The organism is bacterium (genome assembly GCA_018812485.1).
Lineage (GTDB): Bacteria > JAHJDO01 > JAHJDO01 > JAHJDO01 > JAHJDO01 > JAHJDO01.
In genome coordinates this window covers 1-25,601 of sequence record JAHJDO010000126.1, presented here as the reverse complement: position 1 = coordinate 25,601, position 25,601 = coordinate 1, and the positions used below count along the sequence as shown (strand labels likewise).

Below are 25,601 nucleotides of genomic sequence, written 5' to 3'. Positions count from 1 at the left end.
CTTATTGTGACGGAATAGATTCCGACCTTGGAACAGGAGTATTAAAAAAGATTTTTGCATGTCCAGAGGATAAATATTTTAACAGGTATTACAACGAAGGACTTAGCACTACAAATCCATATGATAACCCTTCTTATGGAATTAATTACTGGATTGCTTGTCCTGGTGATGCTCATCAGAAACTCAGAATTACTAAGATATCCAGACCAACTGAAACTGTGCTTTGCACTGATTCAATACATAGAAATGAGAAAGATCCTGTCACTGAGTCCTCTTATTATACAATCGATTCGGATAACTTTATGAGCGATCGGCATAATGGCGGATGCAATATCCTTTGGGCTGATTTTCACGTAACATATGCAGAGGAAACAGAAAGGAATGACATGATAACTAATTCAGATAGGCGAACAAAATGGTGGTATGGAGAATAATAAATTTAAGGAGGTAAAAATGAGGAATTTGAAAATTTTAGTGATTTTTCTGCTGGTTGGTTTTCTAATTAATATTACTGGCGTAAAAGCGTCTGAAAATCTTGTCTCCAATCCTGGTTTTGAGGAGGATATAGACGGAGATAACATCCCTGATGGTTGGCTTATTAGCGTTCAGAAGGGACCTGCCCATTTAAAGCGGGACAGTTCTGTTAAGAAAAGCGGTAATTATTCAGTAATGATAGAGAGAAAAGAATCTGATATGGAAGGACAAGCTCGCTACTACCAGTTGGTTCCTGTAGAAGCAGGTAAAAAATATCAGGTTTCTCTTTTCTACAAACTTGATGAAGATTTTTCAGGGAAAGCAGATGTAATGCTTAATGGATGTGGTATAAATTGTCGCTATTGGTGGCTTTCGAAAACAGCTTCGGAAAATGCTGAAGGATGGAAAAGACTAGAATTTAACTTCTCACCAAGAAAGTCAGGAGAAATCACGCTTTTGCTTCAGAACAGAGGAACAGGCACTATCTGGTATGATGATATAAGCATAACCACTGAGGCGTGGGTTAAAGACATTGATGGGGTGCTTGTTGGAGGGGGGGGTGATAGTAAAATGGATCATAGAATAAAAAACGGAGGTTTTGAAGATGGCTTCGAATATTGGATTAAAAATGCTCAACCAGGAAATACAAATTATAATCTTAGTATAGATAATACAGTTTTTCATTCCGGAAAGTCATCTCTAAAAATATCTATATTTGAAGATACAGATAATTTTAAGCAAGTAAGAGTTTACCAAGGAATTAAAGTAAAAAAAGGGCAAACATATAAACTTTCAAGAGCTTATAAATTATTAAATTGTATAGGAATAAGTGATATTTATTTAGCTTCTAAAATAAAATCTTCTCTTAAAAGAGTTATTGGTGGTACTTTTCTTCCAAATACATTTTTAGATGATAATAAGTGGCATATCCAGGAGGATCTGTTTACTCCCACAAATGATGGTGAGATAGGTATTTATGTAGCATTAAGGGATAAAGGGACAATATGGTATGATAATATTACTGTAACGGAAGTTAATTATAGTAAAACCACAAATACACCCAGCATTTATCTGCTTCCTATAGAGCCGTATCATGGATGCTTTTTTAAAAATTCAGAAAACAGAGATTACAAAATTAAAATCTATATTAGCCCTGATAATATAGATTTTAATGAATATTCTGGAATTATAATGGTAAATTATCTTTATAGATCAGTTATGACCAGAAGATATAAACAGGTATTTTATAATAATGTTGAAACTATTAAAAAAGAAATGGATTTCAATATTGATTGTAAAGAATTAAAACCGGGAGAATATGAACTATCTTTTATTTTAACTGATAAAAATCAAGAAAAAATCATTTCATATAAAGAGATACAGCTGTTTGTTACTGATAAGATACTCCCATCAAAAAACAAGAGAAAGAATTTAAGTGTAAATAATAAAGATATTTTCATAATCGATGGATACGATCTTAAAAACATAAGAACAAAGCCTTGGAATACCTTTGAAGATGTTAAGAATGCAGGATTTAATGTGTGTCATAACTATAATTTTGAAGGCGCGGCGAGTAGCAATAGTATAAATAACGAAATAAAAGGATATATTGAAGGAGCCCAAAATGCAGGATTATATGTAAGGCTTGGAATGCCCAGAAAAGACTTTAATTATAAAGCAATAAAAGAGAGGATTTTAAGATTTAAAGATTACCCTAGTATTATAGGCTATTATGAAGATGAACAATTATATCGAAATGCGCCACTTGAGAATTTTTTACTATGGTATACTCTTTCAAAAGCCCTAGATCCTACCAGATATGTTATTATGGAAGATAAAATGAAAGATTTTGAAGACGGCTGGGAACCAAAATATGACGTTGCGTTTTACATGGATTATTGTTTCCCGGATAAAATGGGAATTTCTCAAGATATCTCTAACCTATTTTATAGATTATCTATGGCAGAAGATAAACCTGTTGTTCCTGCTATACAAGCATTTGTTCAAGGGGGAGAGAGCTATTATCCAACGTACGAAGATCACAGAGCAAGCTGTTATCATAATATTATAAATGGAGCTAAAGGAATAAGTTTTTTTTCGCTTCTTTATCAGACTGAGGAGAGATGGGAACAACTTAAAAGAATAACGAAAGAGTTGGAAGAAATGTCACCTGTTTTTCTTGCGCCGTTTGATGAGGAGACACAGTGCACTATAGATGCAGATACTGATCTTCCCCATCCAATTGAATGGTGTATTAAAAAATATAAAGGCACTTATTATCTTTTGATGGTAAACAGATTTTATAAAGAGATTGATACAGTAATAAAATTTAATAGAAAAGTTGGAAAAGTAACTGATATGGATAAGGGGCATGAGATAGCGGTAAAGGATAATAATATTTCTATAACATTTAAGCCAATAGAAGTTAAAAGAATTCTAATAAGTTACCATAGTAACAAGTAAAGAGAGTAAACCTGCCATTAATTTTCAGAGTCAAGATAGAGTATCAATTTTACCAGTGAGTTTTGTGGAAAGCATTTTGACACTTAACAGTATAGGATTATTATGAATAGTAGAGAAAGAGTTTTAGGGGCTATTAAGTTTAAAAATCCTGATAATATACCAATACACCATTCGGCCATGCCTGGATTTATAGACAGATATGGAGAGAAAGCAGAGAAATTATTTTTTCGATTCCCCAGCGATTTTGCCGGACAGGATGGGAGATATAGTGGTTCAGAAGCACTTTCTGGACACCATAAAGGAGGAGAGGATGTCTGGGGATGTGTATGGATGAAACCTGCAGAGGGTTATTCTGAAGGTGAAGTAATAAAACATCCACTTGATAACTGGAATAAGTTAAAGGATTATGTATTTCCTGACCTTACTCCTTCCTCGAAACATATAGAGAGTATTAAAAAACGGATAAGAGAAGAAAAAAATAGCAAAAATCCACGCTATATTTCAGTTGGTTTCGGGGATGCCAGAACATGGGAGAGGTATCATTTCTTAAGAGGATTTACCAATGCCTTGATAGATATAGCTGAAGATGCTTCAAATATGTATGAATTATTAAACAAAATTGCTGAAATAAATATAAAAGCGCTTGAACCTATTTTAGAGCTCGATATAGATGGAGTTTCTACTATGGACGATTGGGGAACCCAAAATTCTCTTATGATAAATCCTGCCTCATGGAGAAAAATATTTAAACCAATCTACAAAAAATATATCAATTTAGCTCATCAGGCAGGGAAGCATGTCCGGTTTCACAGTGATGGAAATACGCTACAGATAATAGATGATTATATAGAAATTGGCTTGGATGTCTATAATCCTCAGTTTTCCTCTATTGATCTGGACAAGTTGGGAGAAAAAGTAAAAGGCAAAATGTGCATTTGCTCTGATATAGACAGACAGTATATCTTGCCACGAGGAAAGCCTGATGAAGTAAAAGAATATGTAGAGAAAGTGATACAGATATTTAGTAATAAGGGCGGTCTTATTGGTCGCGGAGAGTTGGGTCCAGATGTCCCATTAGAAAATGCAGAAGCAATGCTTAGAACATTTTTTAACCATATATAAAAATAATGTAAAAGTATAGCTATAAAAACTAATGAGGAGTACAAAAGGGTATGAAGATGACAATCAACACTAATCGAATCAAAGCATTTGCCAAAAAAGTTGGTGCTGATGTAGTGGGAGTAGCTAATATCGAACGATTCAAGGATGCTCCCCCTGATAAAAATCCTCTTAGTCTTTTACCGGAAGCTCGTTCTGTAGTTGTAATAGGCCGCCGGGTTTTGAGAGGATTACATCGCCCTATTGAAGAAGGCACAGGCTGGCATGCCTATAATATGTTTGGTTATGGAGGCCTTTCTGTTCGGTATGTCAATAAGACAGTTTACGAGTTAGCCTGCTATATCGAAGATTTGGGATATCAAGCAGTTCCACATTCCGCTCATACGATATGGAACATCCGAGCTCGTGCAAAGAAAGCAGGGTATGCTAGACCAGAAGTATGTGTGACACTAATCTACGCGGCTTATGCTGCTGGATTAGGAGAAGTTGGTTGGAGCAAGGTATTCTTAAATCCAGAATATGGTCCCATGCTTCGATTCGGGCTTGTTATTACTGATGCTCCATTTAAACCAGATCCTCTTTTTGAAGGCAAACTTTGTGACCGCTGTAAACAGTGTGTTAAGAACTGCCCTGCTGGAGCAATTCATCCTGATAAAGAAGTCAGAGTTAAGATCGGAGAGGGTGAAGTAATACACAATGACCTGCATATTGAGAAATGTCTTTGGTATCACTGGGGATTATCTTCAAAAGTATCGCCGTTTCTCCCTGATGGAATCGGTGGTGAATATCCAGAAGGAATGACAATGGATGAAATCTGCGCAGTACGGGAAGAAATAGTTAAGAAAGTCCCGATGTATGCTCGTCTCAAAGCAGACACCCGTACTCAGGCAATCTGTGGTTCCAAAGGCTGTGGATTAGCCTGCGTACGTCATCTTGAAAAGTTAGGAAAAATCAGCAAAGTAATGAAAAACAATACTGAAGGGCCTTTCCCTCGCGCAACCGTCACTTACAAGAAAGTTTTTCTTCAGGAAGAGCCAATCCCTAAAGGTTTTATCGAAGAATGCCAAAAAGAAGGTCTGGGGAAGTTGAGTAAACATTGCGAGGGTGTAGGATAATGTCTGCATTATTTTATCCGAGACTAAAAAATTCAATTGAGACATCCCTTATTGCTATGTGGGCATGGACAGGTAAGCCATCGATTAGCCTTCTCCTAAAACAATTGGATGAACTTGAAAAAGCTGGTTATCGCCAGTTTATGATATATCCCCGCTATGGGTTAAAAATAGATTATCTTTCTAAATCATGGTTTGAACTTGTTAAATCTGTAGTGACAAAGGCTGCCTCTAAAAGAATGAAGGTCTGGCTTTACGATGAATTTTGTTGGCCAAGCGGGACAGCTAAAGGAATGGTAATGAAAAATTGCCAGAAATTTCAGTCCCGCCATTTGTTTCTCATTAACCTTCCAGCTGGAAATTACAACCTAACAAATTTGTTAAAAGAATTTGTGTCAGGAACAAAATTTATAGGAATATTTGATGACGGGAAACTTTATCGAGTAGAAGGAAAGACATTAACTTTAATAAAGCCGACATCAGCACTTTTCAATATCCCAAATCCAGAATATGTAGACCTCTTTAACCCTGAAGCTATTTGTAAATTTATACAATTGACTCACGAGCAGTATATGAAAGTAGTAGGACGTTATTTTGGAAAAACTATTCTCGGTATCTTTACTGATGAACCATCACCTGTTTACACCAGTAAGACTGGTTGTTTCAACTCTCGATCAAAGGCATCTGAAAGATACTCCATTTTAGGGATTTTCCCTTGGAGTCAGGTATGGGATGAAAGATTTCAAGAACTCTGTGGGCCTTCATTGAAAGAAGCTGCATGGGACCTGTTACAGGGGAAAGAAAAAGAAAGAAGGTTCTATTTTCAGACCATGGCAGAACAGTTAGAAACAAGTTTTTTTGCTCCTATTGGAAATTGGTGCAAGAAACACAATCTATCTTTTACAGGCCATCTATTTTATGAAAAACCCATAAACAAATTAATATGGGCTAATGGCAGCTTTTATCAGCTTACCCGTCATCAGCAAGTGCCCGGGCTTGATGAGACAGCGTCTTATGCCTCACTTAATACACCAGGAACAGGGTTCTTGACATCCAAATTAGTGGAAGGAACAGCAGCAGTTATAGGGAGAAAAAAAACAATAGTAGAACTTTTTGCTCTTGGGCCGTGTTCTCTTACGCCTAAGAATATGGCAGAGATGATAAGTTTTGAATTGGCTTTAGGTATTAACCAATTTCTTCTAGCAGTTTGTCCGTATAATTTGGCTGGTAATGCTATTCAACCACGTTATTTTTCAACCCTTTTCCGACAACAACCATGGTTTGACTGTGCCAAAACGTTTTCTAGGTGGGTAGAAGTTGCAAGCAGCCTAGCATTACAAGGAAAAGCAAAGCCAGACGTCCTGTTCATTCATCCAGTTCAGTCACTTTGGTCAAGAGTTAATCCCTACAAAGGAACATTGGAAACAAAAGAGAATTACTACATCCAGGAATCCCTCAAATTTTTTCTTAAAAATCAGGTAGATGTTTTGGTTATAGAAGAATGCTTGCTTGATAACGCAGTGATTACAAAGGGGAAAATTAGGATTGGCAAGATCGAGAGTAACACACTAGTTCTTCCACCCATACAAAGGTGGCGGGAACAGACTTCTCGAATTATTAGTCAGTTTCTTGAGCAAAAAGGAAGGGTAATAGTTTTAACTTCTTCAGAATATCCTTTGAATTTTGGACATCCTAAAATTGCATCTTTTAATCTGTTCCCTGAAACTGAGTTTTATGAATCTGTCTTTCGGAAGCAATTTAAAAACCTTTTTCGAATCAAGATACAAACGCAATTTCAGCAGGATAGACATAACATAATAGTTCGTAGAAGGGTACTACCTTCCGGAGAACTTTATTGGTTGCATAACGCCTCTGGCAAAAATCTCTCCAGTGTCAGAATTGATTTTAGTTCGTTGCGAGTTTGGGAAGCTGATCTAGAAAAGAAAAAATGGACAAATATTGATGCAATCAACTCTTTTTATCAGGGAGAAGGAAAGGCCTTTTTTGTCGCGAATAAGGGAGCTGTTGTATTTTTAGAAAGAAAAAATAAGGCAAAGACATATTCTATTCCGCTAATTAGAGACTGGCAAATATTATTGAATCATCCTAATGCTTGTAAAATCAAGCAGTGGAAATGGCAGAAGAAATCAAAAAATTTATCAGCTTCTTTCTGTATTCCAAAAGGAATTCAAGTCAAGATGATAGCTATACCTGAATGTGTAACACCTATTAGCCTTAACGGAAGAACTCTTTCAGCTGAAAAGAGAGAATATGAAACATGGATTGACGATTTTTATTATATTTTGCATCTTAAGCAACCTTTATTGCAGGGATCCCATATTCTGAAAATCAAAGCCTCTGTTTCTGAACCTCGCTATTTACCTTATGCGGTTCTTCTTGGAAAATTTGCAGTCAAAGAAGGAAAACTTATGCCACTGACTCAACTTTCTCTGGGGGATATTAAAAAACAAGGACTTGAAGAATATTGGGGAAAGATATGTTATCGGACAGTAATACCTCCTATCTCTGTGGCAAAAAATTTCATACTCAAGTTGGATGTCCGTGGGGCAGGTACGGTTAAGGTTATCCTGGATAAGAAAGAGGTGGGGATTCAGTTTAGAGAACCATGGGAATACCAGCTACCTGCACTTAACCAAAAAAGCGGTCAGACTCTGGAACTCGAGTTTTCACCAAGCCTCGGTTTGTTTATGGGTGCTGAACCATGGAGGCATTCATCGGAAATTAATGGCATAGGAGTATATTCTGCGTTTTTGAAATACACAACCTGTTAGCTTCACAAAAAATACAGTTAAAAATTAGGAAAAGGAAATGGATAGAGGAGCTAAAATGTTCGTATATGGAGTGCAATATCTAAGAGGCAAAACTCCCGGGATGGACCAGTGGGAGAAAGATTTTAAGAATATGAAGAAAAATGACTAATGGAGAAGAAACAATAAAGATGAATACATTGGTGGCGGTAATCGACTGGAATTGAAGCAATCAGACAAGAACAAATTTATAGGAGAAAAATAAGAATGGTAAAAGACATTTTGAAACGCTACTCAAAAAACCCAATTCTAACAGCTGATGATATTCCATATAAATGCAAGTATGTTTATAATGCAGGCGCCATAAAATATAACGGCAAGTATGTGCTTTTGTTGAGAACAGATATCTATTCTCCTGACAAAGAAGTTCGTAAACCTGCACAAATTTGTTTAGGTCTGGCGACAAGTAAGGATGGGTATAACTTTCAAGTTGAAAAAGAACCTGTAATGATTCCAAATGAGGAAGAAGGAAAATACATTTATGATCCAAGAATAACACAAATAGATGACACGTATTATGTCTTATACGCTAATTCGACAGAGTATCATGAGATTCGGCTTGGTATTGCCTCAACGAGAGATTTTAAAGATTTTGAAAGGATATCTCTTTCCCGTCCTGATCTTCGAAATGGAGCATTATTTCCTGAGAAAATCAATGGCTATTATGTGCGTTTAGATAGACCGTTCCTACACCCTAGAATGAGCGCAGGAAGCCCCTTCCCTCTTGATATCTGGATTTCATATTCACCTGACCTTATATTCTGGGGAAAATCAAAACCGTTGTTCAGAGCCGCTAACTGTCCATGGGGACAGACCAAAGTTGGCCCTGGCGCTCCTCCTGTTAAAACAAAAAAAGGATGGCTGGAGATATTTCATGGAGTTGGAATATCTGAGAAAGGAAAAACATATCGTCTTGGCTGTATGTTGCTTGACTTAAAAAATCCTTCAAAGATCATAGGTGTTGCGAAAGAACCAATACTCGAACCAGTTGAGGAGTACGAAAAAGAGGGATATGTGCCAAACGTAGTATTTACATGCGGTGCAATACCAGAAGATAATGGTGAGTTAAAAATATATTATGGCGGCGCTGATGCATGCGTTTGTATTGCTACTGCAAATATTGATGATTTAATATCCCTGTGTTTGGAGTAATTAATAAAACAGGAGTATGGAAAGCAACTCTCTCTAATGGGAAATCTTCATACCACAGATGTTATGCTCAAAAGCATGCGCAGCCTGCAAAATTTTCCCCTCATCAAAATAGTTGCCGATTAGTTGAATCCCTATTGGCAATCTATTCTTACTAAGCCCGCATGGAATAGAGATAGCAGGCAAACCTGCTAAATTAGTTGGTATCGTAAATATATCAGATAAATACATCTGCAATGGATCATCTATTTTTTCTCCTATCTTAAACGCAGGAGTGGGAGATGTTGGAGTAACTAAGAGATCAAATTTTCTAAAAGCCTTATCAAAGTCCTGCTTGATAAGAGTTCTTACTTTCTGCGCTTTTAAGTAATACGCATCATAATAACCTGAGCTTAAGGTGTGGGTTCCAAGCATTATTCTGCGTTTTACTTCAGCACCAAAACCCTCTTTTCTTGTATTCTCATACATACCCAATAAGTCTTTATCAACACCCTCCCCTTTTACTCTGTATCCATATTTAACCCCATCATATCTTGCCAGGTTTGAGCTCGCTTCTGCAGGAGCAATAATATAATATGTTGCAACAGCATACTCAGTATGAGGTAGAGAGACCTCTTCAATAAGAGCCCCAAGACTGCCTAATTTCTCTATTGCTCCTTTTACAGATAATTCTACATCTTTGTCAATCCCATCTATAAAATATTCTTTTGGAACTCCGATTTTAATATTCTTAATATCCTTATTGAGAAAGCTCATATAATCAGGCGAAGCCATACGTAATGATGTTGAATCAAGAGGATCATATCCGCTTATTACTTCAAGAAGCGCAGCACAATCCCAAACATCCTTGGTCAGAGGGCCTATTTGATCAAGAGATGAAGCAAAAGCTACAAGCCCATACCTTGACACCCTGCCATAAGTAGGCTTCATACCAACTATGCCGCAATGAGATGCAGGCTGGCGAATAGAACCACCGGTATCAGAACCAATAGATAAAACCGCCTGATCAGACGCAACAGCTGCTGCGGACCCTCCACTGGAACCGCCAGGAATAGTATTTATATTCCATGGATTCCTGGTAACTTTAAAATAAGAAGTCTCTGTAGACGAGCCCATAGCAAATTCATCCATGTTTGTCTTGCCAAGAAATACCAATCCGCACTTTTTTAATTTGTTTATTACTGTCCCGTTGTATGGAGGAATGAAACCACTGAGCATTTTAGACCCGCATGTACACAGAACGTCTTTAACGCACATATTGTCTTTTATTGCGATCGGAATTCCTGTTAAAGGGGAAAGGTCTTCCCCCCCACTTATTCGTTTGTCAGCTTCTTTTGCCTGTTTAAAAGCCATATCCTTTGTTAATGTAATATACGCTCCAATCTGTTTATCTGTTTTGCCTATATGCTCATATAATGCTCTGGTAAGTTCCTCAGAACTCACCTCTCTACTGATAAGCAGTTTATTAAGTTCATGAGCTGTTAGTGTATGTAATTTCATATTCTCTGTTCTGTTGATTGTAGATACATTATTTTATCCTTATTTCTTTAAAATGCAACCTCGAAAACGGTGATAAAAGAGGAATGACACTACGGCAAGTTTCTCTAGTGTATCCAACTTTGCATAGGATGGCTTTCGCTCTTTAGGAAATGAATATCCACAAGCTCCACTAATTTCTTGAAGATCTCTTTCATCAATAGGAAAGAGTTTACACTGTTGCGGACGAAAGGAATGATAAATCTGACAACGAATCTTCCTTCCAGAACCCCTTAGAAATGGACATCGATAAAGGAAAACACAGCATTTACCACATTGGAAACATTCTCCTTGACGGATCTCCAATTGCTTTTTGACATATTCTGGACGGAACTTTATCAAAAAGAATCTTCGGATTTTCCCTTTAATCTCTATTATCATGCTTTTCTTTATTGTTTGAAGAGGTGCTCTTTTTTAGTTTTATTTTTTGCCTGGCCAGACTATAAAGATGCCGCAGTCTGTAGAAGATTGCTATTCCCAAAATTAAACCAACAAATATTGAGGGGATAATTTTCCCAGCTCTTGTAGCGAACTTAAATAGATAATCAAAAGCAAATGTCCATGATATGACACTAGCAATCATCGCAGATGTTACCACGCAAATTACAGTAATTGTACGCATACCAATTAAACTTCCGATAATTGCTCCTACCAATGCTCCACTTGAGAAAAGAGGAGCCCACACAAAAAATGCTAATCCCAGAGAGCCCCATTTTTCTATTTTAGGCTGATACTTTTCAGCTTTATGTTTGAATGAACCGATGATTTTCCCTATAAATTTCATTTCTATTAAATGTTCGTAAAAATAAATAATCGAGGGATAAAGAACAAAAAGAAATGTGAGATTAGAAAAAACTAAAATTGAAATAACCAAAAATTTAGATAATCCAAGATTTAAGCCTAGAGATATACTCACACCTCTTCCACCAAGAAAGTAAGCAGCAATTACTGAAAATAAATTCTCTTTTAACTCAGGAATATAGTGTCCAAATAGAGCAAAAAGAATTACTTCAATTGCAAGAAGGCAACAACCAATCAGGAAGATAAGTCCTTCTATGCTTCTAAAAAAAGAAAATTTTGACATACGAATATTTTACATATATAATATTCGTATGTAAAGCATTGATTGTCAAAAAAAGCGTAAAAATCATAGAAAGGGAATTGGAAAATGGATAGTAGCAATAGTATAGAATTTGAGATCTTCAGTACTTTAAGAAAAATAATTAAAACCGTAGATATTTATTCTGCAAAATTAAAAATGGAACATAAAATAAATTCTTCACAACTATCCTGTTTATTAGTTCTTGGAGAGCTAGGCTCAATTTCACTTAGCCAGTTAAGTAAAAAGGTTTCCTTGTCTCCAAGTATGATTACTGGTGTTATAGATCAACTTGAAAATGGAGATTTGGTTAAAAGAGTAAGGAATTCCACTGATAGAAGAGTGATACTTATTAAATTAACAGAGAAGGGGAAAGACACTCTAAAAAACGCTCCGCTTTCTATCCAAAAGAAATTGGTAAATGCTTTATCTGCTATAAAAAAAGAAGAGAAAATAGAAATCAATAAAAGCTTGTTAAAATTATTGTCAATGATGGTATCAGAAGTATTAATAGATTCTTCTATCTTCGGAGCCGAAGATAAGATGGTAGATGTTGAACCTTCTGTCATTCAATCAGAAGAAAATTTAAAAAGTTAGAAAAATAATGGAATTTGATAATAAACAACAAAAAAACATAGTTAATATTATTTCTACCGACCAAGAACCAGTTTTTTCAAATTGGAGAGATTATAAATGGCAGTTAAAACATTCGATTAAAGATATTGAGACATTTAAAAAACTAACCGACATCAAATTCAGCAAAAAGGAAAAGTCTGAACTTAAAAAAACAATTGATAAATTCCCAATTTCTATAACGCCATATTATCTATCTCTCATTAATAAGGATGATTATCTAAATGATCCTGTTTTTAGGCAGTCGTTTCCTGATCCTCGTGAACTAATTTTAGAAAAATATGATATGAGTGACCCCTTGCATGAAGATAAAGATAGTCCAGTTGTTGGTATAACACATAGATATCCGGATAGGGTTTTATTTATAGTAAGCAATATATGTTCTATGTACTGCAGGCATTGCACAAGAAAAAGGAAAGTTGGCGATGTGGATTATATTCCATCAAAGAAAGAAGCAATGAAAGGTATTAACTATATAAAAAATACCTCTGTTGTCAGAGATGTTCTGCTTTCTGGAGGCGACCCTTTTATGTTGTCAGATGACTATCTTGACTGGATACTGACCGAACTGCAAAAAATTCAGCATGTTGAGGTAATAAGAATAGGAACAAGGATGCCTGCTGTTTTGCCTTATCGCATAACTGACGATTTAATTAAAATATTGAGAAAGCATCATCCGTTATGGATCAATACACATTTCAATCACCCGAGAGAAATAACGGCTTCTGCAAAAGAATCGTTAAGAAAGTTGGCCGATGCAGGAATTCCATTAGGTAACCAGAGTGTGTTATTGGCAGGAGTAAATGACTGTCCACGGATAATTAAAAAATTATCACACGACCTTGTTCAAAGTAGAGTGAGACCGTATTATTTATATCAATGTGATTTAACAGAAGGCTTAAGCCATTTTAGAACTCCAGTCGGAAAAGGTATAGAAATTATTGAAGGTTTAATAGGGCACACAAGCGGTTTCGCTATTCCTACTTATGTTATTGATACACCGGGTGGCGCTGGGAAAATTCCTGTTATACCGAATTATATAATCTCATGGTCAACCAATAAAATTGTTTTAAGAAATTATGAAGGCGTAATTTCTACTTATAAAGAACCCGACTCTTATGAGCCTATTTTTTGCGATAGAAATTGCGCTGATTGTAAGTTGCAGTTAAAACTTGACTCAGCAGAGGAAATCAGGGCTACAGGGGTTGGGAAACTTTTATCTGACTTTGACAAGACAATTGCTCTCACTCCGGAACATAGTGACAGAGCTAAAAGAAGAAACAAAAAACCAAAAGAATACTGATGATAGATTATACCTCTCTAAATAAAATAAAAAATGTTCTCATAGTTGGGAGCTGGGCAAAGGAGCAAATTACTATTGAAAACATAAAAAGCAATAAAAAAATAAAAGTATTTTCATATCTAGACACGAAAAATCCGGGCATAATATCATTGGTTGATAGTTATAAAATAGGCAGTTTATATAAGATAGAAAATATTGCGAAATATGCTAAAACAGTTAAAGCAGATCTAGTAATTATAACAACAGCAGCCCCGCTTTCTCTTGGTATTGTTGATGTTTTGGAAGCAGAAAAAATACCTGTATTTGGGCCGAATAGCACAGCTGCAAAATTAGAATCAGATAAAGAGTTTGCAAGAAAACTTATGCGTAAATATAGGATTGATGTGCTACCCGAATTCAATGTATTTAGCGAAATTAAACCAGCTATTCAATATGCGAAAGATCTTCAATGGAACGTCGCTGTTAAACCAGTTTCTCTTACCGAGGGATTAGGGGTGAAGGTTTCCAGAGACCAATTAAAAAACAAAAGCGAGATTATAGACTATATAACACGTGTCCTAAATGATAACTCAAAAGTTTTGATAGAGGAAAAGCTTGAAGGCGAAGAATTTACCTTGCAATGTTTGGTTAATGGCACTTGCATAATCTCCACTCCTGCTGTGCAGGATTTTAAAAAAAAATTACCAGGTGACAGAGGACTGAATACCGCAAGTATGGGCTCTTACTCTGATACAGGGCATATATTGCCTTTTATGAAGCAGGAAGATTATGATTCTGGAATTGATATCATAAGAAAAACCGTGAAAGCTTTTCAATCTGAAACAGGGCAGATATGCCGCGGTTTTTTATACGGGCAGTTTATGATTACAGGAAAAGGGATAAAACTTATAGAATACAATTTTCGTCCTGGAGATCCTGAATGGATGAATACTTTAATAGTACTGAAGGATAATGTATTAGACATAATTAAAGATTTACTGAGAGGTAAAGAGAGAAAACTCAGACTTGAGAACAAAGCGTCAGTATGTAAATACATAGTTCCTAATAATTATCCTGAGAAATTAAATGAGGTGTTGGATATTGTTTTTAAAGAATCGGATATAAAAAAAGATGATGTTAATATCTATTATAGCTGTGGAGTTAACGACAACGGGAAATTGAATACTGGTTCGGAGAGAGGTATTGCTCTTATTGCAAAAGCTGATACTGTTTCTAAAGCGAATAAAAAGGTAGAGAAAGCAGTTTCATTAGTTAATGGCAGTTTTCATTATAGGTTTGATATTGGCACTGAGGAAATGATTAAGTCTAAAATTGCTTTTTGTGGAAGTAGATTATGAAAGAGGCTATAACTATACGCAAAGCGAATGAAAGTGAATTTCTTAAAGTTTATCAATTTGTTTCCAATTGCAAGCCGTTAGAAAATTATTCAGAACATTTTTATAAAATAATCCTAAGATATTTTGGAAACAGTTGCTTTGTTGCTGAATATAATGACAGCATAATTGGATTTGTAATGGGCTTTATTTCACAAACTCACAATAAAACATATTTCTTATGGCAAATAGGTGTAACGCCTAAAATGCATGGCAAAGGGATAGGAATGAAACTTTTGGAATCAGTTGAAGTGGAATTGGCGAAAATGGGTTGTGATCGGATTGAACTTACAATAGATCCGAAAAACATACCTTCCATGAAACTGTTCGAAAAAGCTGGATATAAAAACATTAGCGAAAAAGAGGGAAGCACTATAATCGTTGATAATAATATCGCTGTAAAAGATTATTACAAGTCTGGAAGCCATTTTATGCTTTATGAGAAAAACCTTTCATAAGTATGTTGTATAAGGAGATAAATAAATGGGAAGATTGAAGTTCCGATTAGGATTTCTTCGCAAAAAACAATTTTTAATGATATTTGTTTTAGCATTTCTAATTATTATTAACATTGACTTGTTTGCAAAAGAGAAAGAAACATTTACAGTAGCTTTAACAGGTAAATATCCTCCTTTTAATTTCTATTCGGATAGAGGAAAGTTAGTAGGTTTTGATGTTGACACAGCAAAAAAAATATCAAAATCTTTAAATCGAAAACTTGTTATTATTCCCACGGAATGGGATTCTATAGTAGCAGGGCTGCTGTTTAAAAAATACGATGCAATAATAGGTTCAATGGCAATAACACCTGAGCGTGCGAAGAAAGTAAACTTTTCTATCCCTTACTACATATCCGGCGCTCAACTGTTCATACACAAAAGGAATAGAGAGAAAATAAAGAAAATAACCGATCTTTACGGAAAAAGGGTCGGTGTTGGATTAGGTGAAACTTATGAACACTACCTGAGGAAAAACCATCCGAGTATAAAAATTGTTACTTACAAAAGCACAGTAGATATTTTTATGGATATGCACAATAACAGACTGGACGGATTTTTAACAGATAGGCTTGTCGGCTTATATCAGATTAAAAAAGGGCATATGCCTTTTATCCCAGCTGGCCAACTCTTATATGAGGAAAAAATGGCTATTCCTGTAACTATTAATAACACTGAATTACTGACCAATATAAATAAGGCATTAAAGAGAATGAAAAAAGATGGGACTTTTGCAAAACTCCACAAGAAATGGTTTAGAAGTGCTTCAGTTAGCGATCCAAAAGCCGAAAGAGACATGAGAACAGATGTAATTATAAAAAAACTCGCGCAGGGTTTTGCTATTACACTGTTCGTTGCGTTTATTTCTATCTTGTTCGGGTTTATTCTGTCAGTCCCCTCAGGCATTATTCTTAACAGCAAAAAAACTTTCTTATACCATATCTTAAGATCGTCTAATGATATTATAAGAGGAACACCACTTCTTATACAGCTCTTTTTTGTCTATTTTGGCGCTCCACAGATAGGAATAACTCTTGCTCCCATTCAGGCAGCAATAATAACTTTGACAATCAATTCATCTGCCTATATGTCTGAAGTGATAAGATCCGGGCTTATGGCTGTTGACCATGGTCAGAATCTTGCAGGAAAAGCGCTTGGGTTGACAAAACTGCAGGTCTTTAGATATGTAATTTGGCCTCAATCCTTTAGAGTGGCTCTTCCCCCTCTTGTAAATTCAGTAGTGGCCTTAATGAAAGATACAGCTTTAATTGCTATGATATCCGTAGGGGAAGTTATCAGGGAAACTCAATCAATAATCAGCGTAACATATAACCCGATAAAATATTACTTTATTGTTGGGGCTATGTTTTTTGTTTTTACATTCCCCTTAATGAAAATGGCTAACAAATTAGAAAAGAATATTAAAGAAAGAGGATTTACCCATGCTTAAGATTAAAAATTTAACTTATACATATCCTAACGGAACTACTGCTCTGAAAAATATTAATACAGAAATTCAAAAAACACATATTTTTGCAATAATGGGGTCAAGCGGTTCAGGAAAAACAACTATGTTAAACTGCATAGGTAAATTTCTAAAACCTGATACAGGCAGCATACTAATCAACGGCAAAAACATATATAACATAGAAGAAAGAGTATTGAGAGAAAAAATCGGCATTGTTTTTCAACAGCTTTATCTTTTTCCTCATCTTACTGTTCTGGAGAATATGATATTAGCGCCTATAAAGGTACTAAAACAGGATAGAGAAAAAGCAAAAAAAGAAGCTGTAAAAACACTTAGAAAATTAGGAATTAATGAACTAAAAAACAGTTATCCGTCACAAATAAGCGGAGGACAGGCTCAACGTGTTGCTATCGCGCGCGCATTAATACTAAAACCATCTTACCTGCTACTTGATGAACCTACCTCTGCTCTTGATGTGAACACAACAGGTGAATTTGGAAAGTGGCTCGTAGATTTAAAAGAGGAAACAACATTCGTTATTGTTACTCATGATGTACCGTTCGCAAGTGAAATCGCGACATCGGGAGTTTTAATGGCAAATGGGAAAATAGAATGCACTGGAAGCATTAAGGATATTTTAGAGACTCTAAATATTAAGACATAACCTTTCTGAAAATAACAATATGAAAAGAGGTTCACATGGAAAACTCGGTATTTCTCGCTAAAATTCTTGGTCCGTATTGTATTATTATCGCTACAGGGATTCTCTTCAACCTTGAAAGCTATCAGAAGACTATAAAAGATTTTTACAAAAACTCTGCTTTGCTTTATCTTGGTGGAATACTTGCGCTTCTGTTTGGTTTTCTTATAGTGCTGTTTCATAATGTATGGGTGGCTGACTGGCCTGTAATCATTACAATTTTTGGCTGGGGAGGGCTCATTAAAGGTGCAGGGTTGATCATTTTCCCGAACGCGCTAGCTAAATTGACACGGGCATGCCATGAAAACACGATGCTATTATTGGTTCTTTTATTTGTACTCACATCTGCAGTCTTCGGTATCTTTCTGACGGTCATGGGGTATTTTGCCGCATTTATTTAAGGATAATAAAATAAGAACTTTTCGATTTAGGCTAAAAAGCAATATAGGGAGGGGTGAAAATGATAGAGTTTTGTTGTAGATGTAATCAGAAGTTTCCCGTGGCGCAGGAACCGACAGAGTGGCGAATAGGAGAATTAAGAAGATTATCAAAAGCGCCTTTAAGAATTAGACGACGACTTTTACATTGTTCTGGTGATTATCTTTGTGGAGCTTGTTACACCGGTTTAACTCTAAGAGATAGTCGTTACCTGAAAGGACATTCGCTGGGCTAATAAGAATGAATTATTAAAATAAAATGGAGTAATCAGTAGTGAGTAAGCAAATAAAGGGGGTTGTTGTTGGTCTATCTAATGAGAATCTACTAGAATTGCTTCTTAAAGTGTGTAAAGCTTATGAGGTATCGCAGAAGGATATACAGAGTCCTTCCGAGAGCAAAATCTTAGTTAAAGCTCGGAAAGCGTTTGCGTGTTCAGCCTGGATGCATGGGGTTTCCACGCATAAAATCAGCACAGTTCTTGGTAATAAAGATCGCAGCGTTATTGCCTCATATATTCGGCAAAGTTGAAAGCATTAATGATATTTTATATCCGCGTGATTAGGATACTTCAGGACTGGTTTATACATGGAAATATTAAGTGTGTGTTAAGTAAGGACAATGAATAATTGGGACAGCAAAGAAAGAAGAAAAACGATTATTTGCAATGAGTCCACTCTAATTTCTTACTGCACTTTTTGAAAGAAGTCTTCAAACCTTTTTTAATACTTTCTTTCATTCCCGAAATTGAGAGAAGGTCAAGCATCTAATACACATAACTACTCCTGTTAGAAACAACACAACACAAATTACCTGAGCTATTGTTAATCCTAGTAAAATCTGTGGGTTGTCTGCCCGCAGGAATTCTATAAGAAATCTTGATACAGAATATAGAATTAAATACAGATATAAAATTTGTCCGTCAAATTTCTTCCAATTTCCGAATAATAAGAGTATTGCAAATATCGAAAAATTTGTATAAACAGAATATAACTGTGTTGGATGAATATGCATAGCAGGATAGATATCTCCTGCTATGCTTCCTTTTGGGAATATCATTCCCCATGGAAGATTTGTTGGTTTTCCAAAACAACATCCATTAAAGAAACATCCGATTCTCCCTATTGCCTGGGCTAATGCAAGATATGGAATTATATTGTCAGAAGTTTTCAGAAGAGGCATTTTATTCTTTTTTAAAAATACCCAGCCACAAACAAATGCAGCAATAAATCCACCATAGAAAATCAGCCCCCCTTTCCAGATCATTAATATCTCAAGAGGATTTGCTCTGTAATATTCTATTTCTGTAAGAACATATAATAATCTAGCACCAACTATGCCTGAAATTAAAAGGACCAGTCCAAGATCTATAATTTTTCCGCTGTCAATTCCCGCCTTACTGGCTGAGCGACTCAGAAGATATACGGAGCTGAGAAAGGCAACAGCTATCATTACTCCATATGAATAAATAACTATTGGACCGATTTTAAACAGTATGGGATGCATAATTTCTAAAATCCGAAATCCGAATATCAAAACTCAAAACAAATTATAAATTCAAATTTTCGAAATTCAAAACATTGTTTCGGTCATTTGTATTTTGAACATTTGATATTGTTTCGTATTTCGTGCTTCGTGCTTCGGATTTAACCCTCTTTGTTATTTTATATCTTTTTTATTTTGTGTCTTGTGCTTTAGAATATTCAACACAAATATTCCAGCCCCTACACATATTGCAGAATCTCCAATATTAAATACAGGCCAGATATGAAAGTCCAAAAAGTCAATAACCTCCCCTATTCTTATTCTATCCAGCATATTACTAAATGCCCCGCCCAAAATTAATCCATATGCAATTCTTGTCCAAACTCTCGCCCTTTTTGATATAGCGTCTTTATTAAATGAAATAAACACTAATGTCATACACACAAGCACTGCTATGGATATTAAGATAAAAGGAAAGTTGGAATTTGAAAATAGGCCAAACGCAATTCCTTTATTTGTGACAAAGGAAATACTAAATATATTTTTAATGATTGATATTTCTTGACCCAAATAAAGATGCTTTAGTATATAGAACTTTATAATCTGATCTATAAGAAATATAGATATAGCAGAAAAGAAGATTATCATCAAACCTTCTTGTTGTTTTTGCTTTCTTCCTGAGACCTGCACTTTATGCAATATATTGCATACGGGACTGCGTTAAGACGTCCCTGCGAAATTTTTTCTTTGCACAACTCACATACACCATAGGTCTTATCATCCATTCTCTTGAGAGCTCCATCTATCTTAATAAGCATGGCTTCTTCATTAGACATTAACCCAAGGGATACCTGTCTCTCTATATCGTCGGTCCCCCCGTCTGCCATATGATCAGCATATCCTGAAAGCTCACCGGTCGCATCCCTCTGAGACTTGCCCAGTTCCTCATTACGTATGTGATTAACATCTGCAAGCAACTTTTCTCTTTCTTTTATTAATCTCTTCTTAAACATCTCTAACATACGCTGTTGCATTTTACATCTCCTTAAATTAATTTTACTACGTCATTGCGAGCCAAAGGCGAAGCAATCTCGTCTCTCAACGCTTTTTGTTCTGGTTTTGTAATGGTTTTTGTCATTTTAATAGTCCTATTTATCAGATTTTGGAATATAAAAAACCCTAAGGTCGGCTCTAACAAAACTTTGACAACTTTCCCAAGCAAACTCTCCAGCAAAAGTGGATGCCCAAAAATCTTTAATAAGAGGGTCAAAATAAATCCCGATATAAAAAGAACTGTCCACAAGTGGTGTTATAAAAATATTTTTATAATCTTGCCCCCCACTGCAGGCACTATAGTAATAGGCGCACCAGTAATTCGAAAGCGGGAAAGCGAACGACCAACTACCAAAGAAGGAATTATTTAACTCCCCTCCATTTACCGGCATAGTATTATAGTAGCCTATATGTCTTGTCATTTCGTAGGGCACATCTGCGGGTGGAAACTCAACAGGCTTTCTTACGTAAGCCTGGGAACAAATTTGACAAGTGCCACCAATTGGCTGAACTACAAATAATTTTGTATAAGCCTCTGATACATAGTAACCCATCAAGCCTCTATATTCATAGTCACTGTACTCATAACAGGAACCACCGTAAACATCATTTAAAGAAAAGTTTTCCCAAGCTTCCCAACTAAGGGTTTCCCAATCATAATCTCTCCTTGAGGCATATTTAGTCGGAAGTATTTCCACTGGATTCACCATTAACGCTCCATTTCCGCTTCCTGTTCCGTCTGATGCAGAGATAATCAGGAATAGATGATTATCTCCTATATTTCCATCTTCTGCTTTTATTACTGCTGATATTGAACCTGTTCCGTCAGCTAAGGTTATTTTCTCCAGCTTCTTTCCGCCTGCGTATAATTCATAAGCGCTATTTGTGATATTGGCTATTCCAAAACTTACCTCTCTTGCATAATCGCTCTTTGTCCACTCTTCCGGAGCTATACAATTGTCATTGTGCTTCTCTTTCTCCCATGTGGATTTCATCACACCATTTTCTTCCCTAACCCATTTCCACCAGCTCTCTGTCCCTGCTTTCTTATTAACATATTTCTTTCCTTCTTCTACTAGTAGTTCTCCTGTTCCGTATTTGTAACACTGAACTGTTATAGTGAATGTTTGAGTTTGTGATTCAGGACTGCCGGTTTCTACGTATTCAGGGGAAAGCTGGACGTGGAAGTAGTAGGGTGGTTCCTCTATCTTGACATTTATATATGTCTCTTTTGTATTCCCTGCCTGATCAAAGGCTTTGGCGTAAAGTTCATACTCTCCTGGTTCAACATCGCTAATATCCCAATAAAAATTATTCCAACTGCAAAGTTCATGTTTGTCATTGTTTTTATCCAGACGTATTCCTGTATTATCGTCTTCTCCTTGTTTTTCAGGAGTATCATCTGGCTCTCCAAGCCATAATTCAAATCTGCCTATCCCTGAGCCACATTCATCTGCTGCAAATACTCTAACTTCGCAGTTCTTATTGACATGGTAATAACCATCATGCTCATCAGGCCATAGAGGTTCTTCATCAATATAAATCGCAGGATTATCAAATACTAAATCTGTAAATTGTGGTGCGTACTGTTCAAATCTCGCAGGGTCTGCAAGACAGTTCATCTGCTTTTTTGGAGTCAATGATCTCCAGCTTTTATCATCAACTATTCCTTCTACCCATTTCCCGTCATAAAAATATCCAACTCCAGCCCTTTCATAACAATATTCAACTAATCCATCGCAACGAAAGGTATCTAGGCGATCCTTCTTAACACTGCCCTTATAGCCCTTGAAAAAGGCATACGGATTACCCTTTTTTGACTTTGCTATTTGTATGATTTTTTTACGTTGAAGATAAGACAATTTTGTGGTTTTTACGCCCCAGAACTTACCATCATCATAAAACTTTTGAAATGTTATTTTGTTTTTTCCAAATCCCTGAACGCCATTATCGGCTGATTGAATAATAAAATGTTTTTCATAATTCTCAGGTTCCGCAACATGGCTAACTTCGTTCTCTGTACTATCCCAGTAATAATATAATCCAGCATGACCTAGAAACCAGAAAGGATTAAGCCCTCCTCCCATGTCAGTGTATATAGCGTCTCCTTTTTCAAATTTCTCTTCCGCATAAATAAAGCAACTAGAGAATATTAACAATAAAATCACTCCTAAAATTTGCAATTTGTTACAGTTTTTCATCTTGACTCCTCAATGTTAAAAGCAGAATCTTTTTATTTTTACCTTATCTGTCCCATCCGGATTCATCATATATAAATAAGATGCTGAATAAAAAAGCGGTAAATAGCCTCCTCTCAGCGCTTTCCGATATATAATTTTTTTGCCATCCGGTGTCCACCTAGGATACGAACATCCATACAAATGCGGCAAAAAGATATCTAGTTTCTTATATGGAGAATTGGTTAATTTCTTCTTATTACTTCCGTCTTTATCTATAATAAATATATCTTCGTATGAAGTTTCTTTTGTACTTGCTTCATATGCAACTTTACTGCCATCTGGAGAAAAGCGAGGATTTATAGCTTTATTCAACAGGTTCGGATTAACAAAAGGCGATGTTTTTTTATTTTGCGCATCTATAAAACAAGTTCCTTTTCCAGATATGAATGCGATTATTTTTTCTCCATCCAATGACCATAAAGCATCTGAAACAGACTCAATAATGAATTCTTCCTTACCAGTTTCAATATTTATTATATAAGTTCCTTCAGTCCCACCAATCGCCAATCTGTTTGAATAATAAAGTAATTTCTTCCAATCAGGAGACCATTTAGGCCAACGAACTGTCTCTTTATTTTCAAACGATTTTTTAGTCTTTGTTTTCATATTATATATCTGTAGCGAACCTCCTGCATAACTTGTAACATACGCTATTTTTTTCTGGTCAGGAGATAGTTCAGGATCATAAGCAATTTCACCTACATTTATTTTTTTATGTTTCCCTGTTTCTAAATCTAATATCCCTATTTTCTCACTTCCATCTATTCCGGGTATTTCATAAGCAATTTTACCCTTCAGTCCCATCCTAGCTATTTTATTCTTCCAACCTGTTAAAAATGGAATAGACAAGACGACTGCAAAAATTATTAAAGATTTTATAAAAATCTTGTTATTCATATTCATTGCCTGTTAATTTCTTATAAGCCTCTTTTAGTTTCGTTAATCCCCATGTGTCTTTCTCTATCTCTATTACATTCGCAATTGCTTGCGCTGCGCTTTGATCCCCTATTTCTGCAAGCGCATCTGCTGCTTCTATTCTTAATAATCCCTCTTTTTCTAATGCCTCTATCAATGGCTGTACTGCTGACGTATCTTTTAGCATTCCCAATGCTATTGCTGCGTTACAAGCAACATAACTATCTTTATCTTTCAACGCATTTATCAATGATGGAACTGCTAGAATATTTCCAAGTTCTCCCAGCCACAAAGCTGACAGCAGTCTTATTGATTCATCTTCATCGCTTGTTAAAATGCTTATAAAACTATCATACGCTTGTTGAGCTTTCATACTAGCTAATGAGCTTCCTGCTCTTATCCTCTCTGTAAGATCATTGCTGTTATTTAATTGATCAAGTAGAGGAGCTATAGCCTCAGGTGCATTTAGTAAACCAAGTGCTAATGATATAGTAGAGCGTATGTTTGTATCTTCATTATCCAACTCTTCCAATAAGGGTTCAATCGCCCTTGAATCACCTATCTTACCTAATGAGTAAGCTGCATTTGCTCTAATTTCCGAATCCTCAGAGTCATCTTTAACAACGGTTATTAAACTGTCTACTGCTTTTGAATCTTCAATTTCCCCTAATATCTCTAAATACATTGATCTTAGCGCACTATCTTTTGTTTCATCCTTTGCCACTTCAATCAATTCATCTACCAGCTTTCCTCCTTCTTTCATAATCTTATCCGCTGATTCACAAATCTTATCCCAATCTCCTTCACTAACCCCATCTTCCAGTTCATGGACATAGTCTCTTATTGTAAATTCAAAATCTACTTCAGCTAGATTTCCTGCTTTATCCTTTATTTCTATATGAACTCCTATAACGCCATACAATAAATCTTCTGCTGGTTCATAACTGATACCTGTCTCTGTAACTGTAGCATAGGAAGTCCTGTCTATATTACCTACTAATATCTTCGCTGCGGCTACATTTATTCCAGATGCAGAGTCCGAATAATTGGCAGAAATCACCGGTCTTGTTTCTGTCGTTTCCGAACCATCTTCCGGCAGAATGTTTGATATTACAGGCGGTGTTGTATCTGTTTCCACTCTAAAAGTTGATGTGGCGCTTGCCTCATTCCCCGCCTTATCTTTCACCTCAACAGAAATTGCATGTGTTCCATCTTCAAGCGCTGTGGCTGGTGTGTAAGTTAATTTGCCTGTTATCTCATCATAAGTTGGAGTTACTTCGGCATCATCTAGTTTTAATATGACAGTTTCTTTATCTATTCCACTTGTAACATCTGACAATACTGCTGAGATCTCCGGCTGATTGTTGTTAATTAACGCATTGTTTTCTGGAGATATATCTGAAATCACAGGAAGAGTATTATCTAATATAAATGCTATCTCTTTAGACTCTGCTTTGTAACCTCGTCTCCTGTGTGATCTGTATGCAATTGCTTTGAGCTTGTGTTCTCCGTCTTGTTGAGTTGAAAGGGCTATTTTGAACGTATGATTTCCTGCCCTGTGCCACCAGCGCCATGTCCTGTAACTGCCGGCTAAATTATCATCTAAATATAAATCTATTATTCCTGCTCTAGCTTCCCATGCTACTTTTACATCTAAGCTTGACCCGTTTATGTATGAATTATCTTCTGGAGAAGTTATATTGACTAATATTAGCGGCT

General features: G+C 35.9%; 23 protein-coding genes. 15 read left to right on the top strand and 8 right to left on the bottom strand.

What is annotated here, in order from left to right:
- The 6 genes from KKC91_10530 to KKC91_10505 form a co-directional block, all read left to right on the top strand.
- The coding region (locus KKC91_10530) for a hypothetical protein (GenBank protein ID MBU0478987.1) at positions 1 to 434 on the top strand (434 nt) is incomplete at its 5' end.
- Between the two features lie 19 nt (positions 435 to 453).
- On the top strand, positions 454 to 2,937 hold the full coding sequence (locus tag KKC91_10525; GenBank protein ID MBU0478986.1) for a carbohydrate binding domain-containing protein: 2,484 nt from the start codon (positions 454 to 456) through the stop codon (positions 2,935 to 2,937).
- Between the two features lie 102 nt (positions 2,938 to 3,039).
- Positions 3,040 to 4,059 carry a hypothetical protein gene (locus tag KKC91_10520; GenBank protein MBU0478985.1) on the top strand — a complete coding sequence of 340 codons (1,020 nt, stop codon included), beginning with the start codon at positions 3,040 to 3,042 and terminating at the stop codon, positions 4,057 to 4,059.
- Between the two features lie 50 nt (positions 4,060 to 4,109).
- A complete protein-coding gene (locus KKC91_10515; GenBank protein MBU0478984.1) occupies positions 4,110 to 5,171 on the top strand; it encodes a hypothetical protein in 1,062 nt (353 codons plus the stop codon).
- On the top strand, positions 5,171 to 7,960 hold the full coding sequence (locus tag KKC91_10510; protein MBU0478983.1) for a hypothetical protein: 2,790 nt from the start codon (positions 5,171 to 5,173) through the stop codon (positions 7,958 to 7,960). Before KKC91_10515 ends, KKC91_10510 begins: the two co-directional genes overlap by 1 nt.
- Before the next feature lie 243 nt (positions 7,961 to 8,203).
- Complete coding sequence (locus KKC91_10505; GenBank protein MBU0478982.1) at positions 8,204 to 9,148, top strand: glycoside hydrolase family 130 protein; 945 nt, start codon at positions 8,204 to 8,206, stop codon at positions 9,146 to 9,148.
- A gap of 33 nt (positions 9,149 to 9,181) precedes the next feature.
- On the opposite strand, the gene gatA is transcribed toward KKC91_10505, so the two are convergent.
- Both gatA and KKC91_10495 read right to left on the bottom strand, forming a co-directional pair.
- Positions 9,182 to 10,645, bottom strand: a complete 1,464-nt coding sequence (gene gatA, locus KKC91_10500) for an Asp-tRNA(Asn)/Glu-tRNA(Gln) amidotransferase subunit GatA (protein ID MBU0478981.1) — start codon at positions 10,643 to 10,645, stop codon at positions 9,182 to 9,184.
- A gap of 400 nt (positions 10,646 to 11,045) precedes the next feature.
- Positions 11,046 to 11,765, bottom strand: coding sequence for a small multi-drug export protein (locus tag KKC91_10495; GenBank protein ID MBU0478980.1), 720 nt, complete (start codon positions 11,763 to 11,765; stop codon positions 11,046 to 11,048).
- 84 nt (positions 11,766 to 11,849) lie between these two features.
- On the opposite strand from KKC91_10495, the gene KKC91_10490 reads away from it, so the two are divergent.
- The 9 genes from KKC91_10490 to KKC91_10450 are packed head-to-tail and all read left to right on the top strand — an operon-like array spanning position 11,850 to position 18,720.
- Positions 11,850 to 12,377: a MarR family transcriptional regulator gene (locus tag KKC91_10490; protein MBU0478979.1), complete on the top strand. Its 528-nt coding sequence runs from the start codon at positions 11,850 to 11,852 to the stop codon at positions 12,375 to 12,377.
- A gap of 7 nt (positions 12,378 to 12,384) precedes the next feature.
- Positions 12,385 to 13,716: a lysine 2,3-aminomutase gene (gene ablA, locus KKC91_10485; protein ID MBU0478978.1), complete on the top strand. Its 1,332-nt coding sequence runs from the start codon at positions 12,385 to 12,387 to the stop codon at positions 13,714 to 13,716.
- Positions 13,716 to 15,053 carry a phosphoribosylamine--glycine ligase gene (gene purD, locus KKC91_10480; GenBank protein ID MBU0478977.1) on the top strand — a complete coding sequence of 446 codons (1,338 nt, stop codon included), beginning with the start codon at positions 13,716 to 13,718 and terminating at the stop codon, positions 15,051 to 15,053. Before ablA ends, purD begins: the two co-directional genes overlap by 1 nt.
- Complete coding sequence (locus KKC91_10475) at positions 15,050 to 15,547, top strand: GNAT family N-acetyltransferase (GenBank protein ID MBU0478976.1); 498 nt, start codon at positions 15,050 to 15,052, stop codon at positions 15,545 to 15,547. Before purD ends, KKC91_10475 begins: the two co-directional genes overlap by 4 nt.
- Before the next feature lie 25 nt (positions 15,548 to 15,572).
- Positions 15,573 to 17,036: an ABC transporter substrate-binding protein/permease gene (locus tag KKC91_10470; protein MBU0478975.1), complete on the top strand. Its 1,464-nt coding sequence runs from the start codon at positions 15,573 to 15,575 to the stop codon at positions 17,034 to 17,036.
- On the top strand, positions 17,029 to 17,718 hold the full coding sequence (locus KKC91_10465; protein ID MBU0478974.1) for an ATP-binding cassette domain-containing protein: 690 nt from the start codon (positions 17,029 to 17,031) through the stop codon (positions 17,716 to 17,718). Before KKC91_10470 ends, KKC91_10465 begins: the two co-directional genes overlap by 8 nt.
- A gap of 35 nt (positions 17,719 to 17,753) precedes the next feature.
- Positions 17,754 to 18,155 (top strand): hypothetical protein, encoded by a 402-nt coding sequence (locus KKC91_10460; GenBank protein MBU0478973.1) that lies wholly within the window; start codon positions 17,754 to 17,756, stop codon positions 18,153 to 18,155.
- 59 nt (positions 18,156 to 18,214) lie between these two features.
- Positions 18,215 to 18,427 carry a hypothetical protein gene (locus KKC91_10455; GenBank protein MBU0478972.1) on the top strand — a complete coding sequence of 71 codons (213 nt, stop codon included), beginning with the start codon at positions 18,215 to 18,217 and terminating at the stop codon, positions 18,425 to 18,427.
- A gap of 38 nt (positions 18,428 to 18,465) precedes the next feature.
- On the top strand, positions 18,466 to 18,720 hold the full coding sequence (locus KKC91_10450; protein ID MBU0478971.1) for a hypothetical protein: 255 nt from the start codon (positions 18,466 to 18,468) through the stop codon (positions 18,718 to 18,720).
- A 204-nt stretch (positions 18,721 to 18,924) separates the two neighbouring features.
- Here KKC91_10450 and lgt read toward each other — a convergent pair whose 3' ends face one another.
- From lgt to KKC91_10420, 6 genes are all read right to left on the bottom strand, one after another.
- A complete protein-coding gene (gene lgt, locus KKC91_10445) occupies positions 18,925 to 19,695 on the bottom strand; it encodes a prolipoprotein diacylglyceryl transferase (protein MBU0478970.1) in 771 nt (256 codons plus the stop codon).
- Between the two features lie 153 nt (positions 19,696 to 19,848).
- Positions 19,849 to 20,322, bottom strand: a complete 474-nt coding sequence (lspA, locus tag KKC91_10440) for a signal peptidase II (protein MBU0478969.1) — start codon at positions 20,320 to 20,322, stop codon at positions 19,849 to 19,851.
- Positions 20,322 to 20,708, bottom strand: a complete 387-nt coding sequence (locus KKC91_10435; GenBank protein MBU0478968.1) for a TraR/DksA family transcriptional regulator — start codon at positions 20,706 to 20,708, stop codon at positions 20,322 to 20,324. The genes lspA and KKC91_10435 overlap by 1 nt, the downstream gene beginning before the upstream one ends.
- Before the next feature lie 114 nt (positions 20,709 to 20,822).
- The gene (locus tag KKC91_10430) at positions 20,823 to 22,928 is read right to left on the bottom strand and encodes a hypothetical protein (protein MBU0478967.1); all 2,106 of its coding nucleotides are present in this window, start codon (positions 22,926 to 22,928) and stop codon (positions 20,823 to 20,825) included.
- A 15-nt stretch (positions 22,929 to 22,943) separates the two neighbouring features.
- Positions 22,944 to 23,864 (bottom strand): hypothetical protein, encoded by a 921-nt coding sequence (locus tag KKC91_10425; GenBank protein ID MBU0478966.1) that lies wholly within the window; start codon positions 23,862 to 23,864, stop codon positions 22,944 to 22,946.
- A partial coding sequence (locus KKC91_10420; protein MBU0478965.1) for a HEAT repeat domain-containing protein occupies positions 23,857 to 25,601 on the bottom strand: 1,745 nt, incomplete at its 5' end. The genes KKC91_10420 and KKC91_10425, both read right to left, overlap by 8 nt.